This is a genomic window from Pseudoalteromonas sp. T1lg76 (genome assembly GCF_002964725.1).
In the GTDB taxonomy this organism is placed as follows: domain Bacteria; phylum Pseudomonadota; class Gammaproteobacteria; order Enterobacterales; family Alteromonadaceae; genus Pseudoalteromonas.
In genome coordinates this window covers 33,376-48,212 of sequence record NZ_PQCE01000031.1, presented here as the reverse complement: position 1 = coordinate 48,212, position 14,837 = coordinate 33,376, and the positions used below count along the sequence as shown (strand labels likewise).

Below are 14,837 nucleotides of genomic sequence, written 5' to 3'. Positions count from 1 at the left end.
GGCCTTTTGGTCCAGTGCAAGTGTTTAAATTAGGCTTGATGGCGACGCAGAGGCACCACAGAATTATCTTCTTCGGCGGTGCTAGGCTTTGGGTTGTCACCTTGGGCAAGCGCGTTAAGGCGCTCACGCACACTCTGAGCGTCCTGCGATGCGGTTTTTTGTGCCGCTTGGTTTAAACGAGCGCGCACAGAATCAAGCTGTTGCTGATGTGGATCTTGCGGGGCAATATGATCTACCGACACGCCTTCTTGCGCCATCATATCGGCTAAAGAGTCCGAGGGCAGATTAAGCGCCAGCATGGCAATATCCACAGTTTCTTTACAACAGATCTTCTCGGCTAAGCTTAACTGTTCAAGTGTTTGCTTAAGCTTGCTGTAATCCAAAAACAGCTGGCTAAGATGGTTTTGCAAGACCGACTGTGAGGTCAGGTGGTCCGGCTTCGACATAGATGTACTCAGCGAGCCCAGCAAGCCTTCTTCACGCATTTTTTCAATCAGTGCTGCGGAGGGCATGTTAAGGTCGGTAAAAACCTGATCCACATTGCGCTTGACGCGAATAGCTTCAAGCATGCTTAAGCGCGCAAAGGCACGAGTAAGATTATGATGATCCGTTAATATTGCAAACATAAGCCCTCCTGTTGAGAGTCGTCAGTCTAGCAGACGACTGTTAAACTTTTATTACAAAACCCAAACTTCAACTCGGCGGTTGCGCTCACGCCCCTGTACCGTGCTGTTGTTGGCAACCGGCAGAGCTTCACCAAAGCCCTGAGTGTCAAATACGCCAATACCGCGGGCGCTAAGCTCGGTGGCTACCGAACGAGCACGTTGTGTTGACAGTGTTTTATTCTTCACGTCGTCACCGGAATTATCCGAGAAGCCCATTAGTACCACACGCTTTTCCGGGTGCTCTTCTAAGAATCCAAGCAGACGTTGTAAGTCGCGCTTACCCTTGTTATCAAGCTGGCCGCTGCCGAACTCGAAACGGAAGGTAAGAGACAGACGTTGGCCCTGGCTGGCATATTGCTTATAAACCGCAGGAGCTGTAAGCGGTGCCTGTACCCGCTCAACATGGATGTTCTGTGAAATTAGACCTGTCTCGGCCACAATTTCCTGACCCGGGTATGAGATAGCGTAATGAGCAAAGTTCTTAACGAACATGTTAGCCGTGGTCGGTGTATACAGATACAAACGACGTGACAAGGCATAGTCCTCAGTACCTATGGTAAAGCGGGTAGGGTAGATAGGCGCAGTTTGCTCACCCTCAGAGATGGCTACCGCTTTGTTGTGCACTATGTAGTTAAGGCCGATAAAACCGATACTGTGCTCATCCTGCGACACCAGTTGCGATAGCTCAGAGCTGGACTCAAAACGCTGGGCGTTATTGCTTAGTTTAGCGCTGTGCTTTTTCAAAACCAGGTTTTTAAAGGTATCCCAGGTACCAGATTTAGCATCACGGGCATACAAATTAATGGCCGCCGAAGCACCGCCTAGCTCACGCCAGTTAGTGATCTTGCCGGAAAAAACGTCCGCCAGTTGCTGTGTGGTCAAGTGGCTGATAGGGTTGTTTTGATTCACAATCACCGCCAGACCATCAAGGCCGATAATGTGCTCATTACCCACCTGGCTGAAGTCACCATATTGATCTTTTAGACTGGCCACTTCTTTATCTTTTACCTTGCGCGATGCCATAGCCACATCAGCTTTGGCCGCCTGCACATCGGCAAAGCCGGTGCTTGAGCCGTGCGCATGCAGTTCAATATAGTAAGGTTTATCGGCTAAGCGATAGTGAAGCTCACGCTCTACCGCCACATCACCTTGTTGCCAAGTGAAATCACTGGCACCTTGCTCTGTTAAGTAGCCTTCGATTAACGCCGGCGCCAGTTTTTCACCTATGGTGTTAGAGCCGTGAATACGAAATGCCAATTGTGCTTGCGGCTCTGCCGGCACCTGCGCCGCAGGGGCTGCGGTTACCGTAGCGGTGGTTTGAGTTTGTACAGGTGCTTGCTCTGTGCTTTGCACTGGAGCCTGTGTCACCACAACCTCTGGCTTGCCCGCAAACATGGTGTAACTGGCCACGCCAAGGGCTATTGCTGCTGTAATGGAAGTAAAGATTAGAGCCAGTGGCTTCTTGCTTTCCGCCTTTGGCTCAGCCTGGGTAGCCGCAGCGGCGGGTTGTTTTAGTGCATTAATAACCGTATTAAGTTCACTGTCGCCGAGCAAACCCAGCTCGTTAAGTACCAAATCACGGTAGTTATCATCATTGATAAACTTTTCCGTAGCGATATCAATGCCAAATTTATTTTGCGCCAAGCTTTGTAGTTGTTTTAGCTGTGCGATGAAGTTCTGTTGATGTGCTGATGTCATGTGTTAAGCCCATGTTCAATTTTGGGGCTAAGAATAAAACAGAAAAATGACAGTTTTATGAAACGTAAAGGGGGTTTACGTTTATCTCTTTTTATTGAAAATCAATAAATTACCTAAAATATGTACATTTAAAGGATGGAGCTTACTACCTAAATTGATGAGTTTGCTTTGGGTATCGCCAAATTTGGCGGTGCTTTTTATCCTCCGACACATACAATGACCTACCCTGACCAAAACAGGCAGGGCAGGCATACAAATACATTAGTCGCTGTGTGTTAGCTCAAGCTCGGCTTTTTCGCGCAAGGACTCGGGTAACTCCTTTTGCACCGCCACACCCAGCTCCTTAAATTCATTGGCTTGCTTGATCAGATTGCCCTTACCGCTGTAGAGCTGAGAAAACGCCTTATCATAGGTTTCCCGCGCTTTATCAAGCTGTTTCCCCACACCTTCCATAGACACTAAGAAGGAATTGAGCTTGGTATAGAAACGCTCCGCGCGTTTCGCCAGCTCTTGAGTGTGCTTGGATTGATCTTCAAAACGCCATAATTGCTTTACTATGTTCAGGCTGGTGAGCAAGGTAGTCGGGGTGGCCACCAGAATATTCTTTTCAATGGCGCGCTGATAAAGGTCGGGTTGAAACTTAAGGGCTTCGACAAAGGCGCTTTCGATGGGCATAAACATGATCACCACCTCAGGCGAATTTAATTGCTCAAGGCGGTGGTAGTCCTTGCTCGCGAGCTCATTAATGCGCTCGCTCACCGCCTGCACATGCTCACCCAAGGCCTGCTGCGCTTCAAGCTCAGTTTGGGCATTCACATAACGGGTGTAGGCGTTAAGGGATGTTTTCGCATCGATAACTATATGGCGCTGTTGCGGCAAATACACCACCACATCTGGACGCAATCGGCCAAGGGGTGAGTCGAAGCTTACCTCACGGCGATAATCCTGATTAAGGCGCAAACCGGCGCTGTCGAGCACGTTCTCCAGCATAAGTTCGCCCCAGTTACCCTGTGTCTTCTTTTGCCCCTGTAGCGCCGTAGAGAGCCTCTGCGCCTGCTCTGTGATCGATTGATTGAGCTTTTGCAGATGTTGCAGCTCGGTTTTCAATGCGGCTCTTTGCTGCAATTCCTGAGCGTGTATATGCTCCATCTTGTCGCGAAAGCCTTTGAGCTCCCCCTGCACCGGCTTAAGCAACTGTTCCATATTTTCCTGGTTAAGGTGCTTAAACTGTTGTGACTTGTCTTCAAAGACCTGATTGGCGAGCAGGGCAAATTCCTTTTTCAGGGTTTCTTTGGAATCTTGCAACAAGCTGAGTTGCTGCGCAAAGTGCGTTTCCTTTTGCTCCAGGGTTGCCTTGAGGGATTCATAGCGACCGTGTAACAAGATCACTTTTTGCTGCAATTGCTCGCCCTTTTCACGTTCGCTTGCCGCCTGACGGCTCAGCTCAGAGGTACGCGCTTCGGCGCCGTGCGCTTGCTGTTGCAGTTCATTGTTATGAGTCAACGCGGCGCGTAAACGCCCTTGAACGCGCAACAATACAAAGGCTAAGGTCATCGAAGATAAAGCCAGCGCAGCAAGGGCGCCAAGCAACACAGGTGAGCTTTGGGAAAACAAGGAAAGCATATTGATCCCGCATTAATTATTGTTATGTATAGAGTGATAATACCAATTTTATCAGGAAAGTAAGTATCTAGGTCGGTGCTCTGCGCCGACACCTCAACAAAATCACATTTTTGTCGAGCGCTCGGCAATTGCTCTTGCATTGCTCTACTAACGCATACATAACGGCAAATCCCGACCAAGGGGCAAAAAAAAGCCAGCTAAATCAAGCTGGCCTTAAAATCATAATAATCAGGGAAATCAACATAGGGTGCTTGCATCGCAAGCATAATAGTAGAGTCCCGGTGCGGGAGAAAGTTCAGGAAAATTTAAACTTTTTCTTCTTTTTCTAGATTCAGCATTTCAAGCAGTTGATTATCATCAATTTTTTTATCTGATAATAAACTACCATTGAGGAACTCATCCACCAGGTGGCGTTTCTTCTCGGCCAGGGCCTGTACCTGTTGCTCTACAGAATCCGCCAAGATCAGCTTATAAACGAATACCGAGCGGTCTTGCCCCATGCGATAGGCTCGGTCTGTAGCCTGGTGCTCCACCGCCGGGTTCCACCAGGGGTCGAAGTGGATCACGGTATCCGCCTGAGTCAGGTTTAAACCGCTGCCACCGGCCTTTAAACTGATCAAAAACACCCGCTTACGTGCTTGTTGGAAGTCATCAACCTGACGCTGGCGGTCTCGGGTTTGCCCGGTCAGTAACGCATAGTCTATGCCCATATCCTGTAACTGCGCGCCAATAAGGCTGAGCATGGAAGTAAACTGGCTGAAAATAATCACATGATGCTCTTGCTCCAGCATCTGGGGTAAATGGGTTTGCAACCATTGCAACTTGGCACTGCCGCCTTGATAACTAGGGTCAACCAGCCCCGGGTGACAGCAAATTTGCCTTAGTTTTAGCAGCGCATCGAGAAACTGCAATTTGCTTTTGCCAATGCCCTGAGTGGAAACCAGATGACTGAGCTTTTGGTGCAGGGCGCTGTGATAGCCCTGATACACATTGGCTTGATCTTCAAGCATATCGAGCTGTTTAACCAACTCGGTTTTGCTCGGCAGTTCGCTCAGCACATCTGCCTTGGCACGGCGCAGTAAATAGGGGCGCACCGCTTCTTTAAGGGCATTTTTACCCGTCTGTTCAAGGTCTAAAAAGTTCGCCTTAAACTGGTTATCAGAGCCAAGCAGGCTAGGCATGGCAAAATCGAATACGGATTTAAGCTCTAGCAGGTTGTTTTCAAAGGGGGTGCCGCTCAAGGCAAGACGAAATTGTCCTCTTAGTTGCTTAACCTTTTGACTAAGCTGAGACTGAGCGTTTTTAATGGCCTGCGCTTCGTCCAAGACCAGGGTGTGATATTCAACCCCATGATAAAAGGCAAAGTCGCGTTTAAACAGGGTATAAGTAGTGATGAGCACCTCATACTTGGCCAACTGCTGCAACATGATGGTTCTGTTATTGCCAGCTACCACCTGTACCGACAATTGTGGGCAAAAGCGCTTAATCTCGTTACACCAGTTACCAATCAAACTGGTAGGGCAGAGGATCAGATGTGGTCGACCGGCACGGGGTTTCAGGGTACTGAGATAGGCAATGACCTGCAGGGTTTTACCCAGGCCCATATCATCGGCGAGCACGGCGCCTAGCCCCTGTAAGGAAAGCAGTTGCAGCCAGTTGACTCCGGCTTGCTGATACTCTCGCAATTGTACATTGGGCGCCAGTTTAACCGGCTGCAATGAACTCAAAGTAGGCTTTTGTAATAAGGGTGCCAAAGAGGTTGCAACCGATAACTGCCAGTGAGCTTGCTCGGTTAACTGGGGATACAGGCTGCGCGGAATGGAACAAATACTTTTCTCTTTAGCGCTGGCAAAACGTTGCAGATAACTGAGCATCAGTTTTGCGGCCTCACTAGTTATGACACATAACTGGCCGTCACATTCTAAATAACAATAATGAGCACTGTAGTTGGCATTATTAGCCAGTTGTTCGGCGCTTAAAATAAAGACCTTTTGCTTGTGGTGCAACTCAAAGCGCACTAGGAAACGATGTCCCTGAAGCTTATCGATAACCAGATGGGGTGTCAGCACAGCGCTGGTTTGCTGGCGCTGACGTGGCAAGGAAATCACCTTTCCTCCCAAGTTCTGAACCTCTTGCTCAAGCTCAAAGAGCCATTGCTGCTCTTGCAAGGTGTCGGCAATAATTACTTGATACTCTTGCTGTAAAGGCCCTTTACATGGCTCAAGACCTAAATTGGCCAGGCTGGCCTGAGTTGGTGCTTGTCCTTCAACGGCAATAAGATAAGGCGCAGATGTGCGCATAAAGCGCAGGGTAAAGCCTAGCTTAGGCTTTTTTTTTTCGCCTTTGCTCAACGAAAGGGCGAGCTCATCGTCAAGACGCTGTGACAAGGCACTAACATCTTCCTCATTCACCTCAGGAAAGTGTGCCAACTGTTTGATCTGCGAGCCAGACAGATGGGTATGCAAGGCCACTATCTGATTCTTGCTGCTATCAAGGTAGTAGGGCGGGGCGGTATTAAATACTCTGTCGGCATCAAAGTCGGCGATATTGCAGGTTAATTTCGCCTTGCCCTCATGGCGTAGCCACTGATATTGCAGCTGCTGCGGCTTACCCAAAAGCAGAGGCTGGCGCTGCTTTTCAAAAAACAGACGGGCGCGGGCAAGTAATTGCACCAAGGCACGGGCGCCCCAGTGCCCATAAAGCAGGGCTTGTCCGGGGAGGTTTTGCGAGCGTATCCAGCTAAACAGACGAAAATCGCCTTCATCAAGCCCTTTTGGGGTAACCTGAGTATGGCTTTGCTGCTCGCTCAGCGCTCGGCCCTGAGACTGCAAACCCGCTTCGGTATTGGGTGCCATCTTGGCCTGAAGTTGAAGTTCGTTCTGATGTGGGTGCAGCTCGAATAACAAAACCTGTTGCTGGCCTTCGGCTGGCTCGCTGTCATGCTGAGCCAAAACACAAAACCAATCATCTATTTGATATTGGTGAGCAAATTCGCCCTGACTTTGGAGTTTGAGTTGCAGTAAGGCGCTGGCCACATGCTTACAGCGCACCTTGGCCTGACAGCTACAATGGGCTTCTATCTGAGTGTGCTCGCCAAACTGAAGCTGGATATGCTGATCATAGGTGGTACCGTCATCGTCAAGCACCTGAGCCTCGATACGGCTGTAGTCCTCGTTGCTTTTTACCCAAAGCACTTGCTCATCACGCAGCATTTGCTGGGCGCGACTGTAAACCCCCTTGCTAAATAGCTGCTTCAGCGCCTGCTCGGACAATGGCAAAGGAGCTGGCTCGGCATTGATCTCGGCAAAGACTGCGAGCAAATCCTCTTTAGTAAACGATGCGGCCATGGTCCAACCCAACTACTGAAATAGGCCAGTATATCGTTTTTCGACATGGTGAAAAAGCCCCAGAGCGTGGAACTCAGGCGAATTGAGGGCATAAAAAAGCCCGGTTCAAAGCCCAGGCTTAAAAACAACAAGGCAAAGTAGCTTAATTAAAACTTTCCAGCATTTTAGCCAGTTGCATAAAGCGCTTCTCTGTCATTATCTTATTGTCGATCCTGATCGTTAGATCACCATTTTTACTGTGCTTTTGGATCCGCACAAAGTCATTGGCGAGTTTAATGTCCTCGTTGCGCTTTGTCCCTTGCGGCGCTTCACACAGGTATTTGGTTACCGCAAGCGCAGCCTTGTCGTCGCTATCGAAGCCGGTTTGTGCAAATTGGGCACGGCAATCGGCAACACGTTCATTAAAGGCACTGCCGTCTTTATCTTGCGCCTGGATAAGCTTCTTAGCCACTTCACGACCAACATGGTTGGCGGTAGGGTAGAGCGCCAACACATCCTTAGGAAGGCATTCAAAGGCTTTAATGGCATCGGCAATGGCTGTGTGTGAAACACCTTCTAACTGAGCGATTTCACGATACGAGCCCTTCTTACCCTGCTCCTTCAACTCTTCACGCGTCGATGCATAGGCCTGGCCCAGCTCCCATAAACTAGGGGCTATATATTGATCCGAAGAAACCGCGAGGATCTTCGCATCTTCATCGTTAAAATCGCTGGAGCTTAATACCAGATAATCCGCCGGTGCCAGCATACAAGCCTTACGACGACGCGAGCCGGCCAAAACCAAAAGCTCGCCATTCTGCTCCCAAGCCAGTGCTGGGTGCTGGTTACGGCCATCATCGCGAATGGCAGGAAGAATATCGGCCACCGACTTTTCTGTCAGGAGCGCCTGGACACGGCGGTTCTTGCCGTAGACCTTGGTGCGTTGTTCAATATCCTGATGGGCAATCACCTGGCAAGTGAGGCGAATGGTGCGGTTAGGATCGCTCGGCGCCGGCATACTGATCACATCCCCGGCCTGAGCTTGGGCCAGTAATTGATCCAGGCTGCTACTTTCTACTGCGGTTGCAAACGGGTCTATGCGAGTGTCGTTCTTACGTTTCTTTGCCATGATAATGCCTTACTGTGCTGCCTTAAGTTGTGATTGTGTCGATGCCCAGTTGGAACGAATAAGCATTTCTAATTCATCAACCACGTCTTTCACGTTTTCCTGAGCCTTAACCAAAGACTCTCGGCTAGCCAAACTGTCAGAGGTTTTCTGATCGAAAATGGTGTTGAACGACGAAGAACTTGCGGTAATTGCACTGCTATGGTTTATCGGATAGCTCATTACCTGACGACCGAACGCAGAGCGCACATCTTTAACTATGTCGCGTTGGGAATGGTTGCCTTTAACATAGTTGGTAACTAGGAACTGCATAAAGTCCCAACCATCATGACCTAGGGCGGCCACGGTGTGATAAATCTCACCCAGGCGCTTAAGGTATTTATTGTTCGCATCAAAGTCGACAGCTTCCGGGTGCACCGGGATAAGCATCGCAGTTGAAGCCATTAATGCGTTGTAAAACATAAAGTTAAGTGATGGTGCCGTATCGATCAAAATAATATCGAATTGATCCTGTACCGGCTCAATGACCTTTTCCAATAACTTATGGTAATGGCGCGTTTGCCCATAATCACCACTTTCACGCAGTGCCGTGGCTGTCTCGTGCTCGAAGTAAAAATCATCCATGCCCGATGGCAGGATGCGAATATTAGGGATATGGGTTTTTAAAAATGCATCGCTGACGATCCCTTCCCAGGTTTCGTTTTCGTCAAGCTCGATACAATCACGCATCAGATCACCCACAGTTATGGGATCGGGTTCACCCGGTGGGAAAAAGCTTGATGAGGATCCTTGCGGATCTAAATCGATAATGCCAATGCGGTAGCGTTTAATATTCGTGGTTGCAAGTGCGGCGGCGATGTTAACCATACTGGTCGTTTTACCACATCCACCTTTCAGTGAATTAATAACAATAACCTGAAGTTTATCATCAACTTGACGATGATCGGCATCAATGCCCATCACTTCGGCCATGCGATAGATGTTCGCTAATGTGTAGGCATAATGACCATTGGCACCACGGCGAATTTCAATGTGATCGAAATCACCCTGATCATGACGTCGTTTTAAGGTACGGTTATTACAACCTAATAGATCGGCGGCGGCCTTTTGAGTATAGGTTCGAAGCTCTTTCTCTTCTGCTTTGAGATGGGCTCGATAATGTTGAATACGTCCTTCGAGTGACTTTTCAGCAACATCGGCCGTAGCCTTAAGTAACTGGTAGGTTCTTAGCGCACTTTGTTTTATTGTCATACTTGCATCCCTAAGTTTAAGCCATGAGTATAATGTCCACTTCTTTAGCTGTAAACATATATTTTAGGCGACATTGCATTAAAAACAAGAAAGACATTTTGATTGAAAACTTCCTATAAGGTAATAACTAGATTAGATTCGTTTAAATATATAGGTATATAAAGGCTAAGGCAGGAAATATCCATTCTAACTAATTGTTTTTTAATGATATTAATATTTTTCTTAGATCATCATTTTACTTGGTATAGATCTGATTCCTACCAAGTCATGGATCAACATTATAGTAAGTGAAAATCTTCGCTTTAAGTTATGCACAGCTTACGTACAAGGTTACTCACAAAAACACCGGGTTAGATCATTTTTTTACTAACCATTTGCTCCTAGTTATACACATAATCAGGTAACTAAGGCACTGATATCTAGGTAAAGATCTGATCTTTACCTGCTATAGATCAGATCTCTACCAAGCGCTTGCCCAGTTATACACAAGGCTGGCGTTTACAGGGCCAATAATGACCAAAAAAACCGCAATTTTTTAAATGAAAGAACAAAAATACAAAAAATCTGATGCCGCACTTGGTAAAAAGATGATCTATAACCCATGAGTTAATAAAAATCTGATCCCAAAAGTTTCAAACTGAACGTTTAATCGCCTAAGGTTAGTAAAAAAGTGATCCAAACCATGAAACTCGAACTTGGATCAGTTTTTTACTAACATAGATGATTAACTTTTTTCGTATTATGTGTTGATATTACCTTTGGCATCGATAGCAATGGAAAATAACAATGAACCGCAAGGTTAATATCTCGGTAGAAAACTTACCAGACTCTTTGCGAGGCCAGATCAATGGCGTTGAAAGTGCAACGGATAACGAAAATCTGGCATTGTTCACCGACAATAAAGATGTGCGCATTTCAATCGAAAGTTCTGTACATGGATTAAGAGCCTACTCTAATACCTTCAATCATTATGATCTTTGGGGGCGCTTCGTCCGTTCCGGTCATAAAAAATTGCCGCTAGAAGATGCACCGAAGAAAACCATTATTACTCGCCGAATCTCGGAAAAAGTAGATGGCATACTGTATGAGGGGGAAATTAAAATTACCCCGGCAGTGGTCAGTACTCGTCAAGAAGGCGAAGAAGTTGAATGCCTGGTATGGCCATCTGACAGAGAAGAAAAAGTTGAGCGCGCCTTAATTCGTTTGGCGTCCAAAGGCAAGATTGTCAAAATCAACTTTAAATCGGGTATCCAGTACGCGGTTATCTTTTCGATGAATGAACTGGCCCAGGAGCTCAAGGCCGTAGGTCAGTCGATGCCGTACCCGCAAATTAAAGAATCATTGGAAGCCCTGCAAGGTTCCAAGTTGTCCTTTAAGTACACGGCGACCGATACCAAGAATTCCAATATTGACGATTCATTTTATGAGTCGAATATGAACTTCTTATCATCATTACATTTCAGCGGTAAGAAAGGGCAGGGCGGCAATGTAAAATGTGTGGCCTGTTTAAACGCTTTTGTTCACAACATGATAGATAACCTGGAATATAAAGGTTATTACTTTAACCGCGCGCAAGAACTGAAACGCGGATTATCGCGCTGGATGATGTTGCGCCTGTATCACTTATGGCGCTACGCAGCGCCGGGCAAGACCTACCACTTCCGTCTGCTGTCTATTATGGAAAAATATGGCTCAATCTATGCCGATGACAAGATCACCGACAATAAATTAAAAGCCCTGCGCCGTGATATGACTACAACCATGAAAGACCTAATCGACAAGGGTGCCATTTCCGATTACAGCATTTCCAATGTGAAAGAGGAATCAACCGGGAAAATTATCGATTATGTTTACGAAATGCATCCGTCCGATGAGTTTTGCGAAGAAATTCTTACTTTGAATAAGCAAAACAAACGTATCGAAATACAAGGTGGCAAACGCATTGTCGAAAATGCAGAGATCATAGATGAAGAAAGGCTTGAAGAAATAGTCGAAAAGTAATCCTTGTCTGCTCTAATAGAAAAGCCCACATTTGTGGGCTTTTTAACATAACGAATACGGGTGAATTTAATGTGAGTACTTACTCACTTTTTGCTAAGTACAGTCGCTCAACTAGGTATTCATAGTCACGTTTTCGCGGATCTTCCTTAGGTTGGTAATCTTTGAGTTCCCCAAGTTTTATCTCCGGATTGTCGTCAAACACGATAAAGGGCAAAGCACCGCTAACATGATAACGGCGGTTATCAGCGAAGCGCACATTTACTTCGGGCGTGACCCTTATAGGCCGACGAATACGTAACTTTTCGTTTTCAGCTAAACTCGCAACCTTACGTTTTTCCTGCTCAACTAAGATTTGCCACTGCTGTTGATCTATCATGCGTGGATTAGAATAAGCACTGCTTCGCTCTAACATAGTAAGTGCTAACTTACGGGTAAGAGATTTGGTGGAATGTTTTTGCATCCAGGTAAAACGCACCGAGTAGGGAGAGTGAGCTTCAAAATGGATATGGCGATAAAATGCCAGTGTCATTAATCCGGGAACGGCACTGTGAACCGCATCGAAGCGGGCATCATTATTATCTAAGGTCAGCACCTTTTGCTTAAACTCAGTTTTAAGCTCGTTGATTTTTAAAAGATAAGGCTCAAAAGTAGCGAAAGAAGCTCGCGGTAATAAGACGATACCCGGATGACGTTTAGCTAATTTCCCGCTGAGTTCACCGTCTTTGTGAAAATCTAAAAAGCTGTTTTTAATTTGTGTCAGCGCCGTATCACCTCGATGGCCTTGCACAGAAATTGCGGCTAAAGGGTTTCGCTCTTGCTCAGGTGTTGGCAAGGGCAATTGAAAATAGCTCGCTTGGCGATACTGGGTCTGTGCCAATAACTGAGTAAAATCCTGCAGATACTCCTGCGTCAGGTCGTAAATGCTGCGAAGCTGTAGTTTTACACTGCTCATAGTAATAAAGAACACATCATACAATATCTTGCTAGTTTAGCTCGTTACTTCCCTGCTTAACAAGATATTGAAAATTATAAAAATGCTGAGGTTATCGTATTTTCCGACAATGTATGATGTGTTCATTATTGTTGCTTTACTCTTACCGAACTGGCACTAAAGTTAAGTGAGTTCATAAAAGCAGGATGAAAAACCTATGAAGATCATGTTCGTCTGTTTAGGCAATATTTGCCGCTCACCAACCGCTCATGCAATTGCCATAAAGCGTGCAGTGCAGCAGGGCTTAACTTATATCGAATTCAGCAGCTCTGGCACTTCTGGCTATCATGTTGGTGAGCATCCGGACGAGCGGGCAATTTCACATGGAGCGCGACATGGATATGATCTATCACGACTAACCGCACAAAGACTTAGCCAAGATGATTTCTATGAACAAGATTTAATTCTCACCATGGATGAACAAAATTACCGGGATGTGCTGGCCATGCAACCCGTCGATGCAACAGCAATGATCAAGCGTCTGCTCGATTACCATCCCGACCCTGAATTAACCCAGGTTCCTGACCCATATTATGGTGGCCATGCAGGTTTCGACACTGTAATCACCATGTGCGAAACGGCCATTGATACCCTGTTTAATGAATTGGACAATAGATAAGATATTGCTGAGGTCGCCTGTTTATCACAATAAGTATGATGTGTTCAATTTGCATAAAGGTCTACCGCGACAAAAGTAGGATACTTTATTTCCCCCATCGCCCCCTTTTACCCTTGCGCTAGCGCCCGCCATTCGGTACTTTCGTGAGTGAGGTACAATTAGGAATGAGGAAAATTGTAAAGTGAAACCTTGGAGTCCAAATAGCTGGAGGGATTTCCCCATAGTCCAGCAACCCACATACCCGGATCAAAGTGTCTTAGCCAATGTTGAAAGTGAGCTAAACAGTGCACCGCCTTTGGTGTTTGCCGAAGAAACACGTAGCCTGTTTAAGCAACTTGAGGATGTGTGCGAAGGCCGCGCCTTTTTATTGCAAGGTGGCGATTGTGCCGAGTCATTTGCTGACTTTAGTGCCGCTAATATCCGCGATACCTTTAAAACCCTGCTGCAAATGGCGGTGGTACTAACCTATGGTGGTAAATGCCCGGTAGTAAAAATCGCACGTATGGCGGGGCAGTTTGCCAAGCCGCGTTCCAGTGATTTTGAAACCTTCGACGGCGTCAGCCTGCCTTCGTATCGCGGCGACATTATCAATAGCTCTGAATTTACCGAGCAGGCGCGCGTGCCCGATCCGCAAAGGTTAATGAAGGCCTATCACCACAGTGCGTCAACGCTTAACCTGTTGCGTGCCTTTGCCCAAGGTGGTCTTGCCGACTTACATCAGGTAAACCGCTGGAATATGAGCTTCGTTGCTGCCAACCCCTTAAAAGATAAATATCAAGAGGTTGCCGATCGCATTCAGGACGCGCTCGAATTTATGGAAGTCTGTGGCATTAACTCCACCAATGCGCCATCGTTAACGGAAACCTCTTTATATACCTCTCATGAAGCACTCTTGTTGGGTTATGAGCAGGCGCTGACACGCCGTGATCACCTATCTGGCGACTGGTACGACTGCTCGGCGCACTTTGTGTGGATTGGCGAACGTACACGTCAGCTTGATCACGCCCATATCGAGTTCTTCCGCGGCATTAAAAACCCCATAGGTGTTAAGGTTGGCCCAGGCATGAGCCCGGATGAGCTGATTGAACTGATTGATGCGGTAAACCCGGACAATATTCCAGGGCGCTTAACCCTTATCACCCGCATGGGTGCCGATGTGCTGCCACAGAAACTTCCAGCACTGGTACGTCGCGTGCAGCAAGAAGGCCGTAAGGTGATCTGGAGTTCTGACCCCATGCACGGCAATACCGAAAAGGCCAGCTCGGGTTATAAAACTCGCAGCTTCGATAATATTCTGCGTGAGATCAGCCAGTTTTTCGCGGTGCATAAGGCCGAAGGTTCACACGCCGGCGGTGTACATTTAGAAATGACCGGCCAGCACGTGACCGAATGCACAGGCGGCGCTTATGGTCTTTCCGATGAGGATTTGGCTCAGCGTTACCGCACCCAGTGCGACCCACGCCTGAATGCCGATCAGGTACTTGAGCTCGGCTTCCTGGTTGCAGACTTACTAAAAGACGCCCGCAAATAAGACGAG

10 protein-coding genes are annotated in these 14,837 nt (G+C 47.2%); 3 read left to right on the top strand and 7 right to left on the bottom strand.

From position 1 onward, the window contains the following. Positions 1-29: 29 nt before the first annotated feature. The 6 genes from C2M35_RS11460 to C2M35_RS11435 form a co-directional block, all read right to left on the bottom strand. A complete protein-coding gene (locus tag C2M35_RS11460; protein ID WP_105201328.1) occupies positions 30-626 on the bottom strand; it encodes a hypothetical protein in 597 nt (198 codons plus the stop codon). Between the two features lie 51 nt (positions 627-677). Then, complete coding sequence (locus tag C2M35_RS11455) at positions 678-2,363, bottom strand: substrate-binding domain-containing protein (RefSeq protein ID WP_105258664.1); 1,686 nt, start codon at positions 2,361-2,363, stop codon at positions 678-680. A 261-nt stretch (positions 2,364-2,624) separates the two neighbouring features. After that, entirely contained in the window at positions 2,625-3,917 is a 1,293-nt protein-coding gene (locus tag C2M35_RS11450) for a DNA recombination protein RmuC (RefSeq protein WP_442792757.1), read from the bottom strand. Between the two features lie 374 nt (positions 3,918-4,291). Beyond that, positions 4,292-7,333: a DEAD/DEAH box helicase gene (locus C2M35_RS11445; protein WP_105265386.1), complete on the bottom strand. Its 3,042-nt coding sequence runs from the start codon at positions 7,331-7,333 to the stop codon at positions 4,292-4,294. A gap of 142 nt (positions 7,334-7,475) precedes the next feature. Then, entirely contained in the window at positions 7,476-8,441 is a 966-nt protein-coding gene (locus tag C2M35_RS11440) for a transcriptional regulator (protein ID WP_105201332.1), read from the bottom strand. A gap of 9 nt (positions 8,442-8,450) precedes the next feature. After that, positions 8,451-9,689, bottom strand: coding sequence for an AAA family ATPase (locus tag C2M35_RS11435; RefSeq protein ID WP_105201333.1), 1,239 nt, complete (start codon positions 9,687-9,689; stop codon positions 8,451-8,453). A gap of 786 nt (positions 9,690-10,475) precedes the next feature. Here C2M35_RS11435 and C2M35_RS11430 point away from each other — a divergent pair. Beyond that, the gene (locus C2M35_RS11430; RefSeq protein WP_105201334.1) at positions 10,476-11,690 is read left to right on the top strand and encodes a replication protein A; all 1,215 of its coding nucleotides are present in this window, start codon (positions 10,476-10,478) and stop codon (positions 11,688-11,690) included. A 79-nt stretch (positions 11,691-11,769) separates the two neighbouring features. On the opposite strand, the gene C2M35_RS11425 is transcribed toward C2M35_RS11430, so the two are convergent. Then, a complete protein-coding gene (locus tag C2M35_RS11425; protein WP_105201335.1) occupies positions 11,770-12,642 on the bottom strand; it encodes a DNA replication terminus site-binding protein in 873 nt (290 codons plus the stop codon). A gap of 196 nt (positions 12,643-12,838) precedes the next feature. Between C2M35_RS11425 and C2M35_RS11420 the strand changes: the two genes are divergently transcribed. Both C2M35_RS11420 and C2M35_RS11415 read left to right on the top strand, forming a co-directional pair. Beyond that, positions 12,839-13,300 carry a low molecular weight protein-tyrosine-phosphatase gene (locus tag C2M35_RS11420; RefSeq protein WP_105265385.1) on the top strand — a complete coding sequence of 154 codons (462 nt, stop codon included), beginning with the start codon at positions 12,839-12,841 and terminating at the stop codon, positions 13,298-13,300. 181 nt (positions 13,301-13,481) lie between these two features. Beyond that, positions 13,482-14,831: a class II 3-deoxy-7-phosphoheptulonate synthase gene (locus C2M35_RS11415; protein WP_105201337.1), complete on the top strand. Its 1,350-nt coding sequence runs from the start codon at positions 13,482-13,484 to the stop codon at positions 14,829-14,831. The last annotated feature ends 6 nt before the right edge of the window (positions 14,832-14,837 follow it).